Origin of the sequence: Novosphingobium resinovorum (genome assembly GCF_001742225.1) — a bacterium.
Classification (GTDB): domain Bacteria; phylum Pseudomonadota; class Alphaproteobacteria; order Sphingomonadales; family Sphingomonadaceae; genus Novosphingobium; species Novosphingobium resinovorum_A.
Window position 1 is genome coordinate 357,122 of sequence record NZ_CP017077.1, and the last position, 22,509, is coordinate 379,630.

Annotated in this window: 21 protein-coding genes; 13 read left to right on the forward strand and 8 right to left on the reverse strand. The window is 64.7% G+C overall.

What is annotated here, in order from left to right; all coding sequences use genetic code 11:
• Positions 1-17 precede the first annotated feature (17 nt).
• Positions 18-1,307, reverse strand: a complete 1,290-nt coding sequence (locus BES08_RS26765) for a sulfotransferase family protein (RefSeq protein WP_069709852.1) — start codon at positions 1,305-1,307, stop codon at positions 18-20.
• Positions 1,308-1,454: 147 nt separating this feature from the next.
• Between BES08_RS26765 and BES08_RS26770 the strand changes: the two genes are divergently transcribed.
• From BES08_RS26770 to BES08_RS26805, 8 genes are all read left to right on the forward strand, one after another.
• Positions 1,455-2,333: a helix-turn-helix transcriptional regulator gene (locus BES08_RS26770; RefSeq protein ID WP_069709853.1), complete on the forward strand. Its 879-nt coding sequence runs from the start codon at positions 1,455-1,457 to the stop codon at positions 2,331-2,333.
• 140 nt (positions 2,334-2,473) lie between these two features.
• Positions 2,474-3,259: an SDR family NAD(P)-dependent oxidoreductase gene (locus BES08_RS26775; RefSeq protein ID WP_069709854.1), complete on the forward strand. Its 786-nt coding sequence runs from the start codon at positions 2,474-2,476 to the stop codon at positions 3,257-3,259.
• 64 nt (positions 3,260-3,323) lie between these two features.
• Positions 3,324-3,842, forward strand: coding sequence for a VOC family protein (locus tag BES08_RS26780; protein ID WP_069709855.1), 519 nt, complete (start codon positions 3,324-3,326; stop codon positions 3,840-3,842).
• Positions 3,842-4,606: a tyrosine-protein phosphatase gene (locus BES08_RS26785; RefSeq protein WP_069709856.1), complete on the forward strand. Its 765-nt coding sequence runs from the start codon at positions 3,842-3,844 to the stop codon at positions 4,604-4,606. Before BES08_RS26780 ends, BES08_RS26785 begins: the two co-directional genes overlap by 1 nt.
• Positions 4,607-4,709: 103 nt before the next feature.
• Positions 4,710-5,903 (forward strand): DUF1214 domain-containing protein, encoded by a 1,194-nt coding sequence (locus BES08_RS26790; protein ID WP_069710205.1) that lies wholly within the window; start codon positions 4,710-4,712, stop codon positions 5,901-5,903.
• Positions 5,904-5,913: 10 nt separating this feature from the next.
• Complete coding sequence (locus BES08_RS26795) at positions 5,914-6,369, forward strand: nuclear transport factor 2 family protein (RefSeq protein ID WP_069709857.1); 456 nt, start codon at positions 5,914-5,916, stop codon at positions 6,367-6,369.
• Between the two features lie 61 nt (positions 6,370-6,430).
• Positions 6,431-7,525 carry a TIGR03857 family LLM class F420-dependent oxidoreductase gene (locus BES08_RS26800; protein ID WP_069709858.1) on the forward strand — a complete coding sequence of 365 codons (1,095 nt, stop codon included), beginning with the start codon at positions 6,431-6,433 and terminating at the stop codon, positions 7,523-7,525.
• Between the two features lies 1 nt (position 7,526).
• Positions 7,527-8,648 (forward strand): phosphotransferase family protein, encoded by a 1,122-nt coding sequence (locus BES08_RS26805; RefSeq protein ID WP_069709859.1) that lies wholly within the window; start codon positions 7,527-7,529, stop codon positions 8,646-8,648.
• Between the two features lie 135 nt (positions 8,649-8,783).
• Here the strand turns inward: BES08_RS26805 and BES08_RS34265 are convergent, their stop codons facing one another.
• A complete protein-coding gene (locus tag BES08_RS34265) occupies positions 8,784-9,335 on the reverse strand; it encodes a hypothetical protein (RefSeq protein WP_231958462.1) in 552 nt (183 codons plus the stop codon).
• On the opposite strand from BES08_RS34265, the gene BES08_RS26815 reads away from it, so the two are divergent.
• Positions 9,270-10,532, forward strand: coding sequence for a spinster family MFS transporter (locus BES08_RS26815; RefSeq protein ID WP_231958464.1), 1,263 nt, complete (start codon positions 9,270-9,272; stop codon positions 10,530-10,532). The genes BES08_RS34265 and BES08_RS26815 overlap by 66 nt on opposite strands.
• Positions 10,533-10,589: 57 nt before the next feature.
• Here BES08_RS26815 and BES08_RS26820 read toward each other — a convergent pair whose 3' ends face one another.
• From BES08_RS26820 to BES08_RS26830, 3 genes are all read right to left on the reverse strand, one after another.
• Positions 10,590-11,810 (reverse strand): cytochrome P450, encoded by a 1,221-nt coding sequence (locus BES08_RS26820; RefSeq protein ID WP_069709861.1) that lies wholly within the window; start codon positions 11,808-11,810, stop codon positions 10,590-10,592.
• Positions 11,811-11,943: 133 nt separating this feature from the next.
• Positions 11,944-14,337, reverse strand: a complete 2,394-nt coding sequence (locus tag BES08_RS26825) for a TonB-dependent receptor (protein ID WP_069709862.1) — start codon at positions 14,335-14,337, stop codon at positions 11,944-11,946.
• Positions 14,338-14,543: 206 nt separating this feature from the next.
• Positions 14,544-15,377 carry an AraC family transcriptional regulator gene (locus BES08_RS26830; RefSeq protein WP_231958466.1) on the reverse strand — a complete coding sequence of 278 codons (834 nt, stop codon included), beginning with the start codon at positions 15,375-15,377 and terminating at the stop codon, positions 14,544-14,546.
• A gap of 269 nt (positions 15,378-15,646) precedes the next feature.
• On the opposite strand from BES08_RS26830, the gene BES08_RS26835 reads away from it, so the two are divergent.
• Positions 15,647-16,918, forward strand: coding sequence for an MFS transporter (locus tag BES08_RS26835; RefSeq protein WP_069709864.1), 1,272 nt, complete (start codon positions 15,647-15,649; stop codon positions 16,916-16,918).
• A 67-nt stretch (positions 16,919-16,985) separates the two neighbouring features.
• Here BES08_RS26835 and BES08_RS26840 read toward each other — a convergent pair whose 3' ends face one another.
• Genes BES08_RS26840 through BES08_RS26850 form a run of 3 tightly spaced genes read right to left on the reverse strand, consistent with a single transcriptional unit; the run spans position 16,986 to position 18,892 of the window.
• Complete coding sequence (locus BES08_RS26840) at positions 16,986-17,378, reverse strand: carboxymuconolactone decarboxylase family protein (RefSeq protein WP_069709865.1); 393 nt, start codon at positions 17,376-17,378, stop codon at positions 16,986-16,988.
• Entirely contained in the window at positions 17,375-18,277 is a 903-nt protein-coding gene (locus BES08_RS26845) for an NAD(P)-dependent oxidoreductase (protein ID WP_268957476.1), read from the reverse strand. The genes BES08_RS26840 and BES08_RS26845 overlap by 4 nt, the downstream gene beginning before the upstream one ends.
• 24 nt (positions 18,278-18,301) lie before the next feature.
• Entirely contained in the window at positions 18,302-18,892 is a 591-nt protein-coding gene (locus tag BES08_RS26850) for a TetR/AcrR family transcriptional regulator (protein WP_069709867.1), read from the reverse strand.
• A gap of 9 nt (positions 18,893-18,901) precedes the next feature.
• Between BES08_RS26850 and BES08_RS34270 the strand changes: the two genes are divergently transcribed.
• From BES08_RS34270 to BES08_RS26865, 3 genes are all read left to right on the forward strand, one after another.
• On the forward strand, positions 18,902-19,105 hold the full coding sequence (locus BES08_RS34270) for a hypothetical protein (RefSeq protein ID WP_069709868.1): 204 nt from the start codon (positions 18,902-18,904) through the stop codon (positions 19,103-19,105).
• Between the two features lie 117 nt (positions 19,106-19,222).
• Positions 19,223-21,625, forward strand: a complete 2,403-nt coding sequence (locus BES08_RS26860) for a TonB-dependent receptor (protein ID WP_231958468.1) — start codon at positions 19,223-19,225, stop codon at positions 21,623-21,625.
• 49 nt (positions 21,626-21,674) lie between these two features.
• Positions 21,675-22,481 carry an SDR family NAD(P)-dependent oxidoreductase gene (locus BES08_RS26865; protein ID WP_069710207.1) on the forward strand — a complete coding sequence of 269 codons (807 nt, stop codon included), beginning with the start codon at positions 21,675-21,677 and terminating at the stop codon, positions 22,479-22,481.
• The last annotated feature ends 28 nt before the right edge of the window (positions 22,482-22,509 follow it).

Consider the following 22,509-nt stretch of genomic DNA (forward strand, 5'->3'; position numbering starts at 1 on the left):
AATGCAAGGGCCCGATCTTATCGGACCTCGACCTTGACCGGAAAGCGCTCGAAGTAGAAGTCGAACGGCCGCCGCAGGTCTTCTCCGGTGACGTGGAAATCGCGTTCGAGATCGTAGACGATCTTGCCCTTCTTCTGCTCGCCATGCTCGGCAAGATAGGCGTGAAGGTCCGCCAGCACGTCGTCGGTCAGCGGGATGTCGGCGATGCGGTAGATTTCCTTGACGATGGGGTCGGGGTTGCGGATCCAGTCGTGGAAATAGACGTCGATGGTCTGCTCCGGTGGCAGCACGTCACGGTCGCGCACGCAGGCGCGCAGCAGGGTCTCGTAGCGGGCGGGCCAGTAGCCGAGCGGTTCGCGGATGTCGACGGACTTGCGCAGCATCCGCGCGGCATAAGTATACATCGTAAGCTGCGAGCGGATCGAGCCGACCGGATCGCGGTGAGTCAGCACGAAGGTGGCATCCGGAAACGTCCGGTATAGCGCCGGCAGTTGCTCCATGTGCTGCGGGCACTTGATGACCCAGCGGTTGGGCCCGTTGAGGAACGTCAGAACCTGCAGGCATTTCCTGAGGTAGGCGTAAGTGCCGGACTGGTCGTGGCTGAGGTAATAATCGCGCCAGCGCGGTACGTGGGCCAGCCATTCGATCAGGTAGGACGAGAAGTCCACCGCCTGCAACTCGATGTCCTCGCTGATATGGTCGGGCGAGAATTCGTGCATGATGGCCATGTACGGCAGGATCGATTCCATCGCCCGCCATCCATGTTCGGCCTTGGTCCAGCGGGGGTTAGCGTCCTGCGAGGTCGGTTCCTCATCCGGGGCCGGGACCGGGGCGATCGCCTCCCACCAGGGCAGGGAGCGGAAACGACGGTCCGCCGAGAGCAGCCCGAGCAGATGCGTGGTGCCGGAACGCGGCAGACCGGCGACGATGATCGGCCGCTCGATCGCGATCTCCAGGATTTCGGGGTGCCGCTTCACAATGTCCTCGATACGCAGCCGTGTCGCGGCGAGGCGGATCATCATCTGGAACAGGTTGGCGCGGGCGACGGCAGAAGCATTCGCGTCTTCGTCGACCGCCTGGCACCAGACAGCGAGGCGCTCGCGGAAATCGGCGGGGCCGAAATCGGTCAGGCCGGTCTGGCCTTGCGCGTTGGCAAGGATCACGGCGGGATCGAACACGATCTGGTCGGCGCCGGCCTCTGCGCCCGCCAGGACCTGCTTTTGTATGTCGGTGAGGATCGGTTCGTGCAAGTCGGTGATGTCGATGACGTTGCGGCTTGCCGCCTGTTCCTGCGCGAGGCTGCTCATGTCGCTCTCCCTTGTCCATGGTCGCTGTCCGTCGAGGACGCGCCAGAGCACGATCTAACAAGGCCGACCCTTTCCTTCGCAAGGTGCGCGGCTATCGCCGCCGCGCCAAATTCGGCGCGAGAACGCCATGGTTGAGGAAGCGGGCTGATGGAGAGCACCTCCCACGTCTACGATCTGCCGGCCACGTCGGGCATGGACTGCGCGATCCGGGGGCGGATCACGTTGCCCGGCGTGGTGATGGAACTGCACGACTACCGCTTCGACGGGCCGCAAGGCGGCGTGTTCTCGTCGCCGCGCAGCTTTCTGGACCTGGCGCTGTCGCCCCGGCCGGGCAGGCCGCGCGGCGGCTATGCGGAGATCGATCACGGCGCGACCACGGCGCTGGGGCCGGTCATCTTCATCCCCGCCGGGGCCCGGTTGCACACCTGGTGGGGGGAAGGGCGGCAGACCTCGATCTGCTGCGGTTTCGACGGATCTGGCCTCCCGGCCGAGGAGATCGGCATCTGCGAGGATACGCTGCGCGCCACGCTCGATATTCGCTGCCGCGCGCTGGACCAGGCGCTGCGGCGCATCGCCGAGGAGATCGCCCGGCCCGGATTTTGCAGCGACATGCTGGCGCACGCTGTGTGGATGCAGGCGACCATCGAGCTGCATCGCTATCTGCACCAGGCGACCAGCCGCGAGGCTGGCGATGCCGCCCGCCTGTCGCCTATGCAGATCGCCCGGATAGACGAACGCGTCGAGCAGCCCGGAAAGCTACCCCAGGTCGCCGAACTCGCGGCGGAATGCGGCCTGTCGACACGGCACTTCTTCCGGCTGTTCCGCGCCACCACCGGGCAGACGCTCACCACTTACGTCGCCGAACGCAAGATCGCGATGGCGCGCCGGTTGCTGGCGCCCGGCGGCCCGGCGATCAAGGTGGTGGCGTGGGAGTGCGGCTTCGACAGCGCGGCGGCGTTCTCGGCCGCGTTCCGCAAGGCGAGCGGCTTGACGCCGCGGCAGTTCCGGCAGGCAATGTTGTCGTGACCGGCCAGTGGCCGCGCCAGGGCGGTTTGACGATGATATTGGCACGATGACGAAACACCGCCTGCTTGCGCAGTGACGGGGGCGACTGCAGGTTTCCCCAAAGCGCGGCCGTTTCGGGCCGGCGTGAGCGGAGAGAGCGATTGCCGGAAAATCTGTTCGACCTCACCGGCAAGGTGGCGCTCGTCACGGGTGCCAATTCGGGGCTGGGTTTCGGCTTCGCGCAAGGGCTGGCGCGCGCGGGCAGCGACGTGGTCCTGTGGGGGCGCCGCGCCGACAAGAACGAGGAGGCCGCCGCAGCGCTGCGCACCTATGGCGTCAAAGTCTTTGCCGACAGCGTCGACGTGGCCAGCGAGCCAGACATCGTGGCCGGCTTCGCGCGGGCGCTGGAGGCGATGGGCCGGATCGATACGGTAGTCGCCAACGCCGGCATCGCCAGCCAGGTCGCCTTCACCGACATGGACGTCGGCACCTACCGCAAGCTCATCGACGTCAACCTGGACGGCGCCGTGTTCACCTTGCGCGAAGGCGCCAGGCACATGAAACAGCGCAGCGAGGCGGGCGATCCCGGCGGGTCGCTGATTATCTGCGGCAGCGGCTCGATCTTCCAGGGCGTGCCGACCATGGCGCACTACGGCATCGCCAAGGGCGCGCTCAATTCGCTCGCGAAGGCGCTTGCGGCCGAACTCGGACCGATCGGGGTACGCTGCAACGTCATCGCGCCGGGCTTCATCGAGACGGAGATGACCTTCGCCGATCCGGCAGTGGGCCGGATGCTGGCCGACATGGTCGCGGCCAAGGCGCCGCTTGGTCGCGCCGGGAAACCCTCGGACCTCGCCGGCGCCGTCGTCTATCTCGCCAGCGACATGTCCTCCTACCACACCGGCGATACGCTGGTCGTGGATGGCGGCAAGATGTTCGCCAACTGACCATCCGGCAGGGTGCATGCGGCCGTCCCGGCCATAGCGTGCGCTGCGCATCGAGGAATTCAGCATGTTTGCACGGCCCAATAGCCAGCACTGCCAGGTCGCCTACGTGACCAACGATCTCGTCGCGGCCATGGCCCTGATGAAGGCCGAATACGATGCCCCCGGCTTTTTCGAACTGACCAATATCCAGCCCGGCGAAGACCCGGCGGGAAGGCCGGTGCTCAAGGTCGCGCTGACGGTCGTGGGCGGGGTCGAGATCGAATTGATCGAGCCGGTCGGCGATACGGCGCCGCTGTTTCGCGACGTCCTGCCCGGTGGCGATGCCCTGGCGATCCGTTTCCACCACGTAGCGACCCGTATCACTGGCCCTGTCGAAAACTGGGAGGCGCATCTCGCCTCGCTCGACCTTGCACGCCATCCCGTCGTGTTCGAGGGCAGCGTCGGCGAGATGCTGCGCTACATCTACACCGACGAGCGCCATACGGTGGGCCATTTCGTCGAGCATGTTTGGATGTCGGACGAACTGCTTGGCCAGATGGCCGCGGTCGTGCCTTCTTATCCCCCCGCCAAGGACCCTAGCTGATGACTGCAGCGCTTTCCCGTCTCAATTTCCGCGACGTGGGCGGCCTGCCATGCGCAGGCGGGCGGACCGTGCGACCGGGCATCCTGTTCCGTTCGGAAGGGCCCGCCAGCTTCCTCGACGAGCATAATGCGGAGCTTGCCGAATTCGGCTTTCGCACGGTCGCCGATCTTCGCTCGTCGATGGAGCGCGACAAGGCGCCGCACTTGTGGTGCGGACCTGAGTGCCGCCTGCTCGACCTCGACATGAACACCGACTTGCGCGCGCAGGGCGAGGACATGTGGCAATCGCTCGGCCGCGATCCGACCGCTCGGCGGGCGACCGAGGTGATGACTCACAACTACGGCCTGATGCCGCAATCGTTCCTGCGCCATCTTGCAGCGATGACCGACGCGTTGCTGGAAGGGGAAACGCCGATGCTGGTGCATTGCACGGCGGGCAAGGACCGCACGGGTGTCGTTGTGGCCCTGTTCCTCGACCTCGTGGGTGTGCCGCGCCCGGTCATCCTCGACGATTATCGCAAGTCCGATGTCTTTGGTGCCAATCTCAAGATGTCGGGCAACCTCAAGCACGATCTTCACGCGACTTTCGGCTTCGTGCCGCCGGACGACATGGTCGCGGTGCTGATCGGCGTGGACGATGGCTTCCTCCAGGGGGCCTTTGACGTGCTCGATCGCCAGTGGGGCGGCATCGAGGGTTATTTCGAGGCGGCCGGCATCGACGCTGCCCGGCGCGAGGAACTGAGGGACCTGCTTGCCACACACTAGGCGCGATATCTGCGCGGGCGCTTCGGCCTTGCTGGTCGGCGCGGTCCTTCCCGTGGATCGCGTTCTTGCCTCGCCCGGCATCAGACAGACAGTGGAGACGGACATGACCGATACCGGCATCTACCAATGGGAAGACCTGCTCGACCAGTTGCGACCGCTGGGCCAGAAGATGCGCGAGCGTATTCCCGAACGTCTGCGCGACGACCCGCAGGTCATGCAGGAATCGCTGCGACTGCTGCTTTCGGGCGTGTTGCGCACCACCAACGACGCCATCATGCATGATCGTAGTCACCCGATCTTCGTGCCCGAACTGAACATCTGCCAGAACATCTTCCAGCCCAACGCCGACACAATCTACAAGGCGGCGCTGATCGAAAAGGGCGGCACGTACCGCATCCGCGGCGATCGCGGCACTACGCGCATGATGATCCTGGCGCAGTTGGGGCCGGACACCTTGCGCACCGGCCAGCACCATCCCGCACAGGACGCCAACGACTTCGACGACCTGAAGATCGCGGCGGACGGCGGTTTCGACGTCATCCTTTCGCCCAGCCGGCCCGAAGGTCATGCCGGCGACTGGTGGGAACTCAAGCCCGAGACCGAGAAGCTGATGCTGCGCATCGTCGGATGCGACTGGGGCATCGAGCGCGAGCCGCGCCTCGGCATCGTCCGGCTTGATGCGGCGCAGGCTTCGAAAGGGCGCCCCACGCTGGCGCAACTCGCCCACAGGTTCGCCGAGATACCCGGCACGGCTGCGGTCTGCGCGCTCGCCTTTCCCGACAAGGTCCAGAAACTGCGCGACGAAGGGTTGATCAACATGTTGAAAGTCGTCGACTTCTCGCAGATGAGCGGGCTGGCGCGGCAATCGTACTACGAAGGCGCCTACGATCTTGCCGAGGATGAAGCGCTCGTCACCGAAGTGCGCATTCCCAAGGAGGTCGATTACTGGTCGCTCATCCTCACCAACGAATTGTACGAGACGACCGACTGGTACCACAACCAATCCAGCCTCAACGCCGCACAAGCGGTGATAGACGGCGATGGGGTGTTCCGCGCGGTCATTTCCGCGCGTGATCCGGGAGTGCATAACTGGCTGGACACCTCCGGCTATCCGCGCGGGGCGGTGCAGGGGCGCTGGTTCAACACCGAGGAGCGGCCGACGCCGACGATCAGGAAAGTGAAGCTGAGCGAGGTGAACGCGCATCTTCCCGCCGATACCGTGCGTGTCACGCCCGAGCAGCGCGCAGAGGCCATTCGCGAACGCACCTTGCGCGCGCACATGCGCGTGATCTGGTGAGGGTGCGGACATGACCGACGATCTGGCAAGGCTGCTCGACTACGAAGCCATACGCATGGTTAAGGCCCGCTACTGCCGCTTTCTCGACACCAAGGACTGGGACGGCTTCATCGGTCTGTTCACGCCCGATGCGGTGATGGACGTTCGCGAAGACACCGGCAATCCACCGATCTCCGGCCATGCGGCGATCCTCGACCAGGTTCGCTTCGCCGTGATCGATGCGCGTTCCGCCCATCAGGTCCATTCCTCGGAAATCGACTTGCGCGAGGACGAGGCGGATGTCGTCACCGCCATGCAGGACCGGGTGGTGTGGTCGCCGGGCAAGTGCCCGATCCCCGGCGGGGCCTCGATCACCGGGTTCGGCCATTATCACGAGCGCTACGTCCGGCAGGACGGGACCTGGAAGATCGCCGCGCTCAAGCTGACCCGGCTCTATGTCGAGGTTCATCCCGCCCCTGTCGCCTGATAGGTTGCGGTGAAGGACGGCGAGGGCAATCCCGACGCGTCGACAAGAGAGGACGAATGTGATGACGCAAGTGCGGCACGTGGCGCAGGAGCCGGGGGCGCGGGCCCTGTTCGACAAGTTCGGCACGTACATCCTGCCCGGCCGGGTCAGCGATCCGCGCCGGGGTATCGAGGAAGCGCAGGAGGCCGAAAGGATCGGCCTGGGCTGCGTCTGGATTTCCGAACGCTATTCGCTCAAGGAGCCGGCGGTGCTGGCCGGCGCCGTGTCGCAGGCCACCTCGAAGATCCGCATCACCGGCACCATGTATGCGACGATGCGGCACCCGCTAGTCACGGCCAGCGTCGCCGACATGATGCAGGCGATGAGCGGCGAGCGGTTCCGCCTGATGTTCGCGCGGGCCGTGCCTGCCTACATGAAGATGCTGGGATCGCCGCCGATCACCATGGAGCGGCTGGCCGATCTGATTTCGATCTGCCGCCGTCTATGGGCGGGGGAGAAGGTCGATTACGATGGCATCCTCGGCAAATTCCCGGCGATCAGCCTGACGGATCGGCACGGCGGCACCCCGCCGCCGATCATCTTCACCGCCATCGGGCCCAAGAGCCTGGAATTCGCGGGCGCACATTGCGACGGTGTGCTGCTGCACCCCTTCGTCTCGGCACAAGGCGTGCGCAACAGCACCAAGATCGTGCGCGATGCGGCCGAGAAGGCTGGGCGTGATCCGATGTCGGTGCGTATCTATCACAACATCATCGTCGCGCCGGACTTGCCCAAGGCGGAGGAAGAGGCCGTCGTGGGCGGCCGGGCTATCACCTATTTCGAACTGCCCGGCTTCGGCGACCTGATCGTCGACATCAATGGTTGGGACAAGACGGTACTGGACGCCATTCGCGCCCATCCCAAGATCGCCGGGCTGAACGGCAAGCCGGCCGACCAGGCCTATACCCGGCAGGAACTGGTCGACGTGAGCAAGCTGCTTCCGCAGCAGTGGCTGGACGAAGGGGCCGCCGTAGGCACCGCGGCGCGCTGCGCGGACCAGTTGATGGATTTCCTCGACGCCGGTGCCGACGAGATCCTGCTCCATGGATCTTCGCCCAAGGACATGGGGCCGCTGACGGCCGAGTTGAAGCACGCTCTGGCCGCGAAGGGGCTCTGACATGGAAGTTCTGACCCCCGACCGCATCACCGTGCAGTTGCAGGACTGGCTGGCCACGCAGAAGCCGGACTGGCGCGACATCGTCGTGAAGCCCTTGAACGTCACGCTGGGTGCCGGTTTTTCGGCCGACATATTCTTCGTCGACGTCGATTACGTCGAAGCCGGCGAAGCGCGGGGCCAGACCCTGGTGGTGCGCCGGCAGCCCACCGATCTTGAGGTCGTGTTCGGCAGCAGCCTGGCGCTTCAAGGCAAGATGATGGCCGCGCTCGATGCGCGTGGCGACCTGCCGGTGCCGCCCTGGATCGGCATGCATCTGGAGTCCGATATCCTGGGCCTGCCGTTCCTGGTGATGGGCAAGGTCGAGGGCGAATGCGCCAAGCAGAAGCCCAACTACAACCTGGAAGGCTGGCTCGTCGAGATGACGCCGGCCCAGCGTGGCCAAACCTTCGCCAACGCCATCGCGGCCTTTGGCAGCATGGCGCGTATCGACTGGCACGATGGCTTCGAGTTCCTCGCCCTGCCGGACCTCGGCAAGCCTGGACTCGACCAGTACGTCGGCGCGCTGGAAGCCTGGCACAAGGCGGCGGGCAAAGGGCGCGCGATGCCGATCGTCGATGCCGCCATGGCCTATGTCCGCGACAATATGCCCGACGATGCCGGCGTCAACGTGCTGTGGGGCGATCCGACCCCGTCGAACGTGATGTTCGCGCCCGATGGCGGCGTCAACGCGCTGATCGATTGGGAACTGGCCGCGCTGGGCCCCGCCGAACTCGATCTGGCGTGGTGGCTTTATTTCGACGACCTGTTCGGCCGCCGCTTCGGCGTGCCCCGGCTCGAAGGCCTGCCGAGCCGGGATGAGACCATTGCCCTGTGGGAAGCGGCCAGCGGGCAGACCGCCAGACACCTCGACTATTACGATATCGTTGCCGCGCTACGCATGGCGCTGGTCGCGGTCGGGGCCTTCGACCGTCAGGTCGGGATCGGCAACATCCCGGCGACGAACAAGTCGCTCAACGACAACTTCATGACGCAGTATCTGGCGGAAAAGCTGGGCCTGCCGCTGCCCGAGTTCGGGCCGGACTTCGTGGCCTTCATGAAGAACCTGACGCCGGTAAAGGAATAGGGCTTCGTTCGATGCCCGCTGCATTCGGGTGATGCGGTGGGCGGGTCGCCCTGACCTTCAAGTGTATGGCGGCTCCGCCGGTTGGGACGGGACCCGGGGGTCCCGTCCAACACCTTGCCGAGCTGACGCGAACCGTCAGAGCTTCTTGAGTTCGGCGTTCGTCAGGCTGGTCGTCAGGCCCTTTTCGCCGGTGCTGAGCGTCTGCACCGGGATCGTGATGAACTTGCCGCGATAGATCACGCGCACCGTGCTGGCAGTGCCGTCGGCCCCCGGCAGGACGCGGTCGATCTTGCCCAGCTTTGTTCCTTCTGCCGAAAAGATCGCCTCGTTGCGGTCTATCACAGGCGCGTCGGCGGCAAAGGCGGGGGCTGATAGGGTGAGGGCGGTGAGAGCGAGCAAAAGCGATTTCATTGGCGGAATCCCCGATAGCAGTTTGACCTTGCTGTTGGCCCAAGCCCCTTTCCAGTTCAAGAAAAAATTGTGCAAATGAGAAGAAATCTGTTCAATATGTTCAATGCGCGAGACAAGACCTTGTCCGTGTTGGGAGAGAACGTAGACATGGCAGTTACAGGCTTTGCCGCCAGGGACCGATGGTTCCTGACCTTGCTGGGCGCGATTTTCATGATCAATTTCGTCGATCGCACGATCATCGCGGTCGTCGGCGAAGCGATCCGGCGCGATCTGCAATTGAGCGATCTGCAGTTGGGAATGATGGGCGGTCTGGCCTTCGCGCTGTTCTACGCGGTGTTGGGAATACCCCTGGCCCGCCTGGCGGAGCGCTTCAATCGCGTGCGCCTGATCGCTGTGGTTACGGTGCTGTGGTCGATCATGACCGCTCTGTGCGGCGCGGCCGGGGGATACGTGCAACTGCTGCTCTGCCGCATGGGCGTGGGCGTGGGCGAAGCCGGTTTCACACCGGCGCTGGTTTCGATGATCTCCGACCGGTTTCCCGTCGGGCGCCGCGCCCTGGTATATTCGCTGATCGCGCTGGGCGCGCCGCTTGGCAGCGCCTTCGCCGCGGTTGCGGGGAGCGCCTTTGCCCAGCATTTCGGCTGGCGCTGGACGATGGCGGCGGTCGGTGTGCCGGGTCTGGTGCTCGCCCTGCTGCTTTATACGACGATACCCGAACCCGAGCGCAACGACGCCGGCGACAAGGCGCTGACCCCACGCTTCACCGAAGTTCTCCGGCGGCTTGGCCGATCGGCATCGTTTCTTCACTTGACGTGCGGCAGCGGCCTTGTCGGGCTGGTCGGCTTCGGGACCAACTTGTTTCTGATCCCTCTGCTGGTGCGGCGTTTCGAATTGCCGCTGTCGCAGGCCGGGCTGATTTTCGCGATGTCGTTCAGCCTCGCCACGATGGTCGGCCAGATCACGGGCGGCAATATCGCCAGCCGCTTGATCGAACGCGATATACGATGGGGGGCATGGGCACCGGCGATTACCGTCGGGATGGCGCTGCCGCTATATCTGCTGGCGCTCTACCAGTCCGACTGGCGCGTCCTGGTCGGTTTCCTGTTCGTCGCCACGGCGCTGCTCTACGCCTTCACGCCTGCAGTGATGACGGTGACGCAAACCCTGGTCGAGCCGCGCATGCGCGCATCGGCGGCGGCGTTGCATGCGTTCGGGCAGACGGTGGCGGGGCTGGGGATCGGTTCGGTCGCCTTGGGTTATCTGAGCGATCGGCTGGCGGACTACCATTTCGCGGGCGACTATGCCGCGCAGTGCCTTGCGGTGCATGGCGCCAGTCCGGCACCCGGTTGCCTGGCCGCGTCGGCGACGGGATTGCAGCAGAGCATGCTGATATCGGCGCTTGTCCTGATCGTCGCGGTGTTCAACTACCTCGTTGCCGCGAAGCATCTGCCGAGCGAGGCAAAAACGGCCTGACCGCAAATTGCCCGAGCGGTCGCGGTGACGCGAGCCGCTCGGGGCAGGAAAATTACGTCAGTCCCACTGCAGTTGCAGGTCGGGCACGTGCAGGATGTTGCCCACGAAATAGGGAACCTGGAAACCGTCCTTGGTCCGGAACTCCGGGACGCGCTTGACGAACTCTTCGACCGCGATCTGCAGTTCGAGCCGCGCGAGGTGCATGCCGAGGCACTTGTGGATGCCGCTGCCCAGCGACATGTGCGGGGCCTTGCGGTCGAACCGGATGTCCTGGGGATCTTCGTAGAACGCCGGATCGCGGCCGACGACCGGCGAGCAGAACGCCACGTATTCGCCGGGCATGATCGTCTGGCCCTGGATTTCGATGACCTTGGTGGCGATACGGAACGCCGTGACCGGCGCGAAGGCGCGCAGGAATTCCTCCACCGCGAGCACGATCTGCGAAGGGTCGGCACGAAGCTCGTTCTGCTTCTCGGGATGCGAGGCCAGGTAGTTGAAGATGTTGCCGAGCAGCGAGGTGACCGTGTCGAGACCGCCGATGTAGAGGTTGAAGCAGTGGCCGAGCACTTCGTCGTCGGTCCAGAGACGGCCGTCGACGTCGAAATCCAGCACTTTGGTGATGTAATCGTCGCGCGGTTCCCTGCGGCGCGCCTCGATTTCCTCAAGCAGGTAGTCCTTGACGCATTTCACCGCGTTGCCGCGTACCTGCCAGTCGTTGGTGTGCAGCAGTTCCTTTTCCCACTTGAGGAACTGGGCCATTCGCTCCTGCGGCAGGCCCAGCAGATCGAGCACGATGAAGATCGGGAACTTCTCGGAGAACTCGACGATGAAATCGCAGTGTCCGCGATCCTTGAAGGTGTCGATCAGGACGGCCGCGCGTTCGCGCACCTGTTCCTTCATCGCGAACATCTTCTGCGGCGAGAAATGCCCGTTGAGCGCCTTGCGGTAAGCGGTGTGGACCGGCGGATCGGCTTCCGTGGGAATCACCAGCCAGTTTTCGCCGATGTTCTGCGCCCACTTGCCCATGCCGTTCTTGGTGAAGTTATCGGGATCGCGCAGCATCGCCTGTACGTCGGCGGCGTTCTTCAGCAGCCAGCCGGGCTGGTCGCCCGGAAAGATGTTGGTGACGTAAGTGATCGGCGGCAAGTCGGCATGCATCGCCGGGATCAGCGTTTCCTGCGGGTTTTCATAGACCACCCGGCGAGAGAACAGCGGCAGCGCCATCGCCAGTTCTGGCGGGACATGATCGGGCAATGGCTGTTGCACAAGTTGGGTCATGACGATCTCCGAAAAATCACTGTGTTGTATTGTCGCGCCGGGACCTCGGCGTTCGTGGACCATGAGGGTCCTCGGGAAAGGAAGATGGCCCGTTTCCTTTCCCGAGGATTTTCGCTCTATTCGTGGACGTGCTTCAGAACTTGAACGTTGCTTCGACACCGTACGTGGCGGGCTGTCCGACGTAGGCCGCGGCGATGCCCAGGGTCCGGTAGAGGTCCGGGAAGCGTCGCAGGAGGTACTTCTTGTCGAAGATGTTGCGGCCGTAGGCGGCGATCTCGATGTTGGAATCGTCGAGCTGCAAGGCGACGCGGCCGTTGAAGATGCCGTAACCGGGCACGCGGCCCAGGGCATTCTCGGTTGCGTAAGCCGCCTTGGTCGCGGCCGAGGCCTGATCGGCGGCCTTCACGGCATCGAAATGCTGCGCACCGACATAGGCGTAAGCGCCGGTGACCGCGAGCGTGGCCGAGCCGACCGGGATTTTCTGCGTCGCGCTGATATTGAGCTGCTTCTTGGGAAGCTGCAGCAGCGGCAGCCCGCTCAGATCGACCACGCATCCGTTGGTCACGCCCGCACTGTTGGTGCAGCCGCTGCCCGCCACCACCTGGATTTCGCTGAAGGTGCCCTTGACGTACTTGCCGTCCTGCAGCGACCCGTTCGCGGTGACCGTCATGCCTTCCCAAGGCACTGCGGTCAGTTCGCCTTCGATACCCCAGAGGCGGACCTTGCCGTTGTTCTGGATGTACTGGGTCACGCCGATGCCTTGAACGAAGCTGTTGACGATGGCCTGGTTGTCCGACTTCCAGGTGTGGAACACCGCCGTATTGAAGCGCACGCGCCGATCGAACAGGTCGACCTTGAGGCCCGCTTCGACGTCCTTGACCTTCTCAGGCGCGAAGGCGGGCAGACCGCCGGCACGAAGGTTCCAGCCACCCGCCTTGGCCGCACCACGCGTGGCGGCGTAAAGGAACAGATGGTCGCTCGCCTGCCAGTCGACGCCGAAGTTCCACGAGGGATAGCTGAACTTGGCGTTCTGGTCCTGGTTGCAGGTCGTCGCCGTCACCGGGACGGTCGGCGTTACCGTGCAGTTGATCCCGGTCGGGGTGCCGGCCACGGCTACGTTGTAGGGTAGGCCCAGCACCTGCGCGTTGTGAAGGACGCTGTCGCGCGTGTCCCAGGTGTAGCGGAAACCGCCCACGGCGCGCAGGTTGGACGTAAGTTCGTAATAGGCCTGCGCGAACAGGCCGAGCGTCTTGTTGGTGACATCGGCGTTACTGTCGCGGATCAGCCCGCCGAAGATCTGCGAGCGGCTGAATTCATAACCGCTTTCCTTGCCGCCATACGCGCCCGCGATGAAGTTGAGGCTGTCGGTGATGTCGCCCGAAATCTGCAGTTCCTGCGAGATATAGTACGAACCCGAACCCGCATAGGTGCCCAGCAACGGGACCGCGGTGCCGTCGGTGTCGCTCAGGCCGTAGTTCATCGAATGACGATAGCCCGTGATCGACTTCAGGTTGAGGCCGCCCAGTTCCACGTTGAGAGTTCCGGAAAAGCCGTAGACTTCCAGCTTGTTGAACGGCTGGACGCCGTAAAGCGCCTGAACGTCGGCCGGAAGCGCGCTGATGCCGGCGTTGGTCGCGGTGCCGGTGGCGGTGTTTTCCCACCAGTGATCCTTGCTGAGCAGACCGGCGGTGAGGCCCGGCTGGAAAGCCGCGGGCACGATGGCCGGATTGAACGCCCAGAGCGCGATCTGCTGGCCGTGGTTCGACTGGCGGTTCCAGTCGCCGGTCAGCGTCAGGTCCCAGCCGTTGCCTTCGTACTTGATCTTGCCGCGCAGGAACTTGCTTGAATTGTCGGCGAAATCGCGGTCGGTATTGGGATTGTTGCCGTAGCCGTCGCGCTCGTTGATTGCCCCGCTGACGCGCATCGCCAGCCCTTCCGCGAGCGGGATGTTGAAGCTCGCCTGGACACCGAGATTGTTATAGTTGCCGTATTCGACCTTGAACTTGCCGCTGAGTTCGTCGGTGGGGTCGTTGGTGATGATGTTGATGGCGCCGCCGGTGGTGTTGCGTCCGAACAGCGTGCCCTGGGGACCGCGCAGAACTTCGAGGCGCTGGATGTCCTGGATGTCGGTCATGCCGGTCGAAGGGCGCGGAATATAGATGCCGTCGACATAAGTCGCCACGGCGGGGTCGTTCGCCAGGATCGGTTGCAGGTTGCCCTGGCCGCGAATGGCCACGAACACGATGCCGTCGCCGCCCGCCGAGCCGCGTCCGATCACCAGGCCCGGAGCCGTCGCTTGAAGATCGACGACGTTTTCGACTTTCGCCGTCGTCAGCGCTTCCGAGTTCAGCGCCGTCACCGCGATCGGCGTCGTCTGAAGGCTTTCCTCGGTCCGGCGTGCCGTGACGATGATGTCCTGGATCTCGTTGGTCGTTCTTGTCGAAGTGTCCTGTGCCCACGCCGGCTGCCCAAGGGCAGTAACCATGGCGCCGATCGCGATTCTCCCGAGAATGTCCGCTTTATTCATTTATGCCTCCCAACGGTTTTTATTTCCGCTCCGTCGTTGTGCGGCGCGGTGATGCCGTGGGGACCTATCCAAAGGATGGCGGCCGCCAAAGATATCGAACCTGAATTGACCCGACAGCGACAGGTTTTGGCCGTCGATCGATACTTCCACCCGGCAAGGGCCTGTGCTGCATCCCCAATGCCCATCGGGCATTTTCAAACAGGGCCTCAGTGCACCTGTTGCGGCAGGCAGCGATAGTCCTTGGGCGTCTGCCCTGTCGCGGCGCGAAAGGCGGCGGAAAATGCGGAGGTGCTGGAAAAGCCGCAGCGCCAGCTCACTTCCTTGACGCGCACGTCACTGCCGCGCAGCAAATCCTTCGCAAGGCCGATTCGGCTGCGCGCCACGAATTCGCCCAGACTTACGCCGGTGTCGTTCTTGAACACGCGCGCGACGTGGCGCACGCTCATGTTGCAGTTGAGCGCGATGTCGGCAATGCCCAGCGGCGCCGAGAGATTCTCCATGACGTAGTCGACGATCTGGCGCACCTGCCGCGCATTGCGCGTGCCCGATCGGTCGGTGTCCCGCGCGCCAAGATGGCGGTACAGTTCGACGGCCATGCTCATGAGCATGGACTGGATCATCGTGGCGCTTGCGAAGCCGGGCGCGCGCAATTCCGTCGCCAGCGCTTCGAACAGGCGGCGCATCGCAGCATTCTGCAAATTCACGCAGGGGTCGAGGCCCAGCAGCGGGCGTTCGCCATCGAACAGCGTGTCGAGAAACTGATCGCCCAAAGCCACGCAAACCAGATGGCGTTCCTGCAATGCGGGCTCGCCGATATATTCGCGATGGGGGGGCATGTAGAGAATATCGCCCGCCGGCATGCACCGATTATGCGCCCCCAACCTGATGAGGCTGCGCCGTGGCTGGCTGTCGAGCGAGTAGTCGAGGTAGTGCTTTTGCGGGCTGAAGATTCCGCGGGACGGCAGGACCCAGTTGAAATGACGCACGTCCACGGTAGCGTCCTGCACGGTCGCCATCGCCTCGATACAAAAGTCCTTCACGCCGAACCTTCCCTGTCCGGTCCAATCGCTCTCCGGTCGAAACATTGCCTCTCCGCCTGTCCCGTTTCTCGTCGGCCATTCGATAGGCAGGTCGTCTCCCGGTCTTCTATCCGCCGATAGGTGCCGGGCGATCTGTTCTCGCCAAACGCTGGCCGCCGGTGAGCATAGCGCAGGACCGACGAAAACCGCCAGAAAAGTTGCGCGATCAATCGGGCACAATCGGAGAGGCATACCATGCAAACACAACCGACGTCGCGGCGGCACGCCCGATGAGCACGGCGACGCAGGTGAGCAGGTATCCCTGGTATGTTCTGGGCGTCTTGACGCTGGCCCAGACCTGCCATGGGATCGATCGCGCGATCATCGGTCTGGTGCTGGCACCGCTGGGCCGTGAATTCGCTCTTTCCGACACTCAGCTCGGCATCCTGGCGGGATTTGCCTACGGCATATTCTTCGCCCTGGCGGCCTTGCCCTTCGGTATTGCGGTGGACAAGTTCAATCGGCGCAACCTGATGACGGCGGCGCTGACGTTGTGGAGCGGAGCGACCGCGCTGTGCGGCCTGGCCACCGGCTTCTGGACCCTGCTGGCCGGCAGGGCCTGCGTGGGCGTGGCGGAAGCCGGAGGATCGCCGACGGGCATGTCGCTGCTCAGCGACTACTTCGGGGAAGACCGCCGCGCGACCGCGATCGGCATATGGTATCTGAGTTCCGGGATCGGCCTGGCCATCGCCTTCATACTGGGGGGCATGATCGTGCAGGAGGCGGGCTGGCGATGGGCGTTCGTCGCGGCCGGCATTCCCGGGCTGGTGCTGGCGCCGCTGCTCCTGTTCACCGTCCGCGAGCCGCGACGCGGCGCACACGACGCCGTGGTGGTGGCCGAGGCCGGCCAGCCGCTCGGCCTCTTGCAGCGCATCGGGCTGCTGGCGGGGCGGCCCGGGTTGCTGCTGTGCATTTGCGCGATCGTGCTCATCGCCGCCGGAATCTACGGGATGAGCACCTGGCTCACCACGTTCCTGATCCGCGTCCACGGCATCCCGATCGCGCGGGCAGGCATGTTCATCGCGATCGCCTATGGCGGACTCGGTTCGCTGGGCGGGTTCCTGGCAGGATGGGTCATCGATATCGTCAACCGTCGCCGAGGTGGGTTCGCGCCGGCGCGCACCACGCTGTTCGGCGCCACCATACCTTTGCTGACGGCGGCGACCGGCATCGGGACCGTCCTCGTCCGGGATCTCGATTCGATGCTGGCGCTGCTGATGGTGTGCGGTTTTCTGAGCGCTTCGTACAATGGCCCGATCTACGCGGTGATCGTGACGATCGCCGGGCCGCGCCTGCGCGGTCTTGCCGTTTCGCTGGTGCAGTTGGGCGCGAACCTCATCGGCGTCGGGGCCGGCACGTATCTGATCGGCGCGATCAGCGACTACGTCGGCGGCACCGAGGGTGTGGCCTGGGGGATCGGCACGGCGATGCTCTTCACGTTCGCGGGAGGCGTGCTGTTGCTGCTGGCATCGCGATCGATCCGGCGGGCCAGCGGGCGATAGGCGATCGAAAAAGCGGCCCGATCGTTTCGGATCGGGCCGCCGTTTTTACCTTCAAGTCTATACGCGCTTACTTCGCGGCGGCGCGTTCCTTGCGGCGTGCCTTGGCCGCCTCGATACCGCGGAACACGGCGGTGGTGTTCCCGGCTCCGGCGTAGAACAGGACGAAGTGGGGAATGAAATCCAGCTCCTCGTCGGTGAACTCGCCGTTGATGAGGGCGCCGTTCATCTGGATCTCGACGAGGTCGGGCCGGCCGAGCATCGCGGTCGCACCCAGCACGAGCAGGCGCTTTTCACGCATCGAGAAGACGTCGCTCGCCCACAGGTTGGCGAACTGGTTGCCGACGATTTCCTGATTGAACGCGGAATCGCGGTAAGGCAGCGTCATTTCCGACGAGCCGGGGCCGTAGACCGCGTCGAACGTCTTGAGGCCCTTGTTCCACTGTGCGTCGTCGATGCTCATGCTTTCTCTCCCATCACGTCGGCGAGGCCGACGACGGCGTGATCCGTCTTGCGGGTCAGTTCGACCAGCGGCACGGTTATGCCGTAGCTGCGGGCCAGGTCGATCGCCGCATCCAGGTCCTTGACCATCAGCCCGCGGGTATATTCGCGAATGGCGGCTTCCTGCGCGCTGGACTCCGGATCGTCGCGCACGGCGAGCATCAGCGGGCCGCCGACGCTGTCCGAACTGGCATCGATGACTTCGCTCAACTGGCGAATGTCGACGCCGGCGTTGCGGCACAGGATCGATGCCTCGTATCCGGCACGCAGTCCGCCGAATACGATGACGTTACGCGCGATCTTCGCCGCCATCCCTGCGCCGGGACCGCCCATATGCGCGACAAGCTTGGCGAAGCCGTCCAGCACGGGGCGAACTTTCGCGACCGCGCCGTCGGTCCCGCCGACAAGGCATACCAGGCCGTTTTCGCGGGACTTGGGCCCGCCGGTCACGCCGCAGTCGATCAGGTCGACGCCCGCCGCGTCCGTCAGCGCCCGGATCGCATCGAGGTCCTCGATCGAGACGGTGGCGACCAGCACGACGCTCAAGCCGGGACGCGCCTGCGACAGGACGCCGTCGGGCCCCGTCAGCACGTCCACCGTCTGCTTCGCGTTGACGACCGCGATGATGACGACATCGGCCTGCCGCGCCAGTTCGGCCGGCGTCGCCACGACGGCGGGAACGCCTTCAAGCGTCGCCGCTGCATCCGGGCGAATGTCGTACACCGCTGCCAGTTGGCCGGTCCGCGCGAGGCAGATGGCGACACCCGCTCCGATCTGGCCGAGCCCTATAACGCCTGCTTTCCCCATTCTTGATCCTTTCCACTGTAGGTATGGTTTTTGTGCAATGCCGGATCGTGACACGCCGCCTTCGCGGGCGTCATCCTGTTATCCGTGATTGGCCGGATGCCGACACGATTGCGCGGCATCGCGACACTTTCGGCGGTCCATGCCGTAGGTTCCGCGCGGTGCCGCGAGGGTATTCCTGGCAAGACTCGTCAATTCTCGTTCCAGCAGATCGGCAACGTAATGGCGCAGCGCGCCGTGATCCGTTCCGGGATGGAGTTCGCAGTGCGCCATCATGGCCCAGGCCGTTGAAATGATGAAGTCGGCCAGCCTGAAGCGCTGCTCCGGCAGCGCCAGCGGGGCGAGGCAATGGAGCGCTGAATCGAGGCTGCGGCGCAACCGTGCGTCCTGGGCGAGGTTGATCGCCGCGATCTTGGGATTGCGGCCGACTTCGGCCAGAAGCTCCGACATCAGCCGGCGGTTCTCGGCCGACGGTGTATCGGTTGCGATCCGGGTGATCCAGGCGCGGATGGCGGTGAAATCGCGCCGCTCGACGGCAGCCTGCAGTTTGGCCTCTTCAAGCCACGCGATCAGGTTCGCTTCGCAGATGGCGGCGACGATTTCCTCCTTGTTCGCGAAGTCCCGATAGATCTGGCCTACTGCGATCCCCGACGCCTGGGCGATCTGCGCCATGCCGGCCTGGTGGAACCCTTTCTCGACGAAAATCCGGCGAGCGGTGTCCAGAAGGTGCTGGCGGCGCACCGCGTATCGTGCGGTGCGGGGCCGATCGGGGGCGTTCACATCCGGCATTTTTTCCACGTTGCGGTTCCTGGCGAGATCGTGGCGATGAAGATCACGCGGAACATGGACGCGCACCTGTCCGAATGCGGGGCCTTGGAAAAATAGCCGACGGGCCGGGCGGCAAGATGAAGTGCCTTCCTTTCGGCAGGTCCGATCCCCGGCGCGCGGCACTTATGGGGCCACCAAGCGGCGGATCAACGTCGCAACTGGGGAGAGCCGGATATGCGTAGAACTGCTTGCCTGCGGGCGCTGATCGCCTCGACAACGATGCCGCTGGCAGCCATGCCCGCGATCGCGTCCGCGCAGGACGCCAATCCTCGGCAGGACACGGCCGCTGCTGCATCGCAGGACATCGTGGTGACGGCGCGCCGCGTCGCGGAGAACATCCAGTCGACCCCGGTATCGGTCACCGCGTTCAGCGCCGATACCCTGCGCCAGGCCACGATCCATGACACCCAGGACCTGCTCGTCAAGACGCCCGGCGTGTTCCTCGCCGGCTCGGGCGGGCGGGAAAACACGAACTTCTCCATTCGCGGCCAGGCCAAGGCGCTGGCGGGCAACAGCGCCGCCGCGGTCATCAGCTATTTCGCCGAAGTGCCGTCTCCTACCACCGGATCGAGCATTCCCACGTACGACCTGGGTTCGGTCCAGGTCCTGAAAGGTCCGCAAGGAACGCTGTTCGGCCGCAATACGACGGGCGGCGCCATCCTCTATTACCCGACGGCGCCTGACTATTCGGTCGGCGGCTACCTCCAGGGTACCTACGGAAACTACGACAGTCGCCTGCTGGAAGGGGCGCTCAACATGCCCATCGTGGATGGAAAACTGGCCCTGCGCCTCGCTGGCCAGTACCAGAAGCGTGACGGGTGGACCCGCAACATCGGTATCGGCAGGGATGCCGACGATTTGAATTCCCGCGCCTTGCGGGGCTCGCTCCTGTTCGAGCCGACCGACTGGATTTCCAACACCACCATCGTCGATTTCTATCGCAATCGCTCCACCGGCGGTGGTTCGGTCCTCATCAACGTATTGCCGGGGCCCAATGCGCTTTCGGCCACCGGGACCTTGTCGGCGGCGCTGGCGCAACTGGCCCTGCAGCGGCAGCGGGGCCCGCGAGTCATCAATTCCGACGTCGACGCCTTCGAGCGGGTCAATCGCTTCGGCATCACCAACCGCACGGAAATCCACCTCGGCGACGATACCGAGTTCGTAAGCATCTTCGGCTATCGTCATACCAAGGTCGACTATTACTCCAGCGTGGATGGCTTGCCGACGCTGATATCGGACGGCACCGGCGCCATTCCGGCGGGCCTGCCGGTCACGGTCGTGGGTGGCCGGCAAACCTCGGATGTGGAGCAGTACACCCAGGAAGTGCAGCTTCGCGGCAAGCTGTTCGACCAGAAGCTCGACTGGATCGTGGGCGGGTTCTACCTCGCCAGCGACCCGTCCGGCCCGAGCGGCACCTATATTCCGACGTTCATTCTGCCGGGCATGACCGATGCGCCGTTCAACTACAATTTCTACTCGGAACGCAGCAAGGCGCTGTTCGCCAACATCGGCTACGATCTGGGTTCGGCGGTCGAAGGCCTGCGCTTCAATGCCGGTTTCCGCTACACCTGGGACGACATCACCGCGTGCATCGGCAGCGGCACCTCCTCCCAGCCGCAGGCGACGCGGGCGGACTGCCGCAACGGTTCGCCGCTGATCCGCAACGCCAGCAACAACAAGACCTCGTCCAAGGCCCCGACCTGGACGATCGGGCTGGACTGGCAGGCAACCAGCGATCTGTTCTTCTACGCCGTGACCCGGCGCGGCTATCGCTCGGGCGGCATCAACGGTCCGACGCTGGCGGGCCGGCTGACGCAGTTCCAGTCCTTCGCGCCTGAAAAGGTGACGGACGTGGAACTGGGCGTCCGCTCGGATTTCGACGTCGGCGGCGTCGCCATCCGGCTCAACGCATCGCCGTTCATCGGTTGGTACAGCGGCGTGCAGGTGCCGATTTCCGGCCTGAATACCCAGGCTACCTGCAGCCTCACCGCGCCGGGTGGTACCGACGCACCGCGCTCGCCCGATGGCGACTGCACCACCAGCAACGATCCCGCGGGCGGTACCCTGCTGGTCAACGCGGGCAAGACGCGTGTCGCCGGCGTGGACCTTTCGGGCCGGATCGCACCGACGCATACGCTGTCGCTGGACCTTGGCGCGACGCTGCTCGATCCCAAGTCCCGCGCGTTGACGGTGCCGGCGGCGCTGCTGCCGTACCTGCGGATCGCCGAGGTGCCGTTCAACCTCGTCGCCAAGACCACCGTGACGATCGGCGGGCGCTGGGAACTGCCGTTGCCGGCGCACGTGGGACAAGGAAGCCTCGCGGTCGACTACTACCATTCCAGCAAGGTGCGCTCCTCGGACAACGTGCTGCCCGCCTACGATCTCGTCAATGCCCGCCTCGACATCCGGCAGGTGGGCGGGACCGGGCTGGATGCCGGCGTCTTCGTGCGGAACATCTTCGACAAGAACTACCTTGCGTCCAGCAATGTCGGCTCCGCCCAGCTCGGTATCATGAGCGGCTTCTACGGCGCGCCGCGCACGTACGGGATCGAGCTGCGCTATCATTTCGGAAACTGAACGCGATCGCCCCTGCTGCGTGAACGGCGGCGTAAAGGAAGGAAAAGGCATGGCCCGGCTCGAGGACAAGGTCTGCATCATCACCGGCAGCGGGAGCGGTATCGGCCGGGCCAGCGCGCTGATGTTCGCGCGCGAAGGGGCGAGGGTGATCGTCGCCGACATTCGCGGCGAGACCGCCGAAGCGACCGCGCACGCGGTCTGCGAGGCAGGCGGCACGGCGCTGGCGATGACCGTGGACGTCGCGCGGGAGCCAGACCTGGAAACGATGATCGCGCGGACGGTGGCGGAGTTCGGACGGATCGACGTGCTGTTCAACAACGCGCTCTACGTGAACAAGGAGCACGCGCTGCGCGACATGGATTTCCTGTCGTTCGACCCGGACATCTTCCTTGCGAACTTGCGCGTGAACGTGCTGGGTGCGGTCCTTGCGAGCAAGCTGGCGATCCCTCACATGCTGGAGCGTGGCGGCGGCTCTATCATCTCCACCTCGTCCGGCAGTTCGATGGGCGGGGACATCACCGCCTATAGCTATGGTTCGTCGAAGGCCGCCTTGAACTGGTTCGTCCAGGCGATCGCCGCGACTTATGGCAAGCGCGGGATCCGCAGCAACGCGATCCTTCCGGGCCCCACCCAGACGCCCGCCAAGCTGGACTGGTCGACGCCGGAAATGGACCGCCTGTTCCTCGAGGTGCTCAACACTCCCTTCATCGGCGAGCCCGAGGACATCGCCGCCATGGCGCTGTTCCTGGCCTCGGACGAATCTCGCTACGTCAACGGGATGCTCTACCCCGTCGACGGGGGGCAGAGCTGCACCGTGCCGTTCATCGGCGTCACCCGGGCCCTGATGCGCAACTGAACGCGCAACCGTTACCGCGAAAGGACAG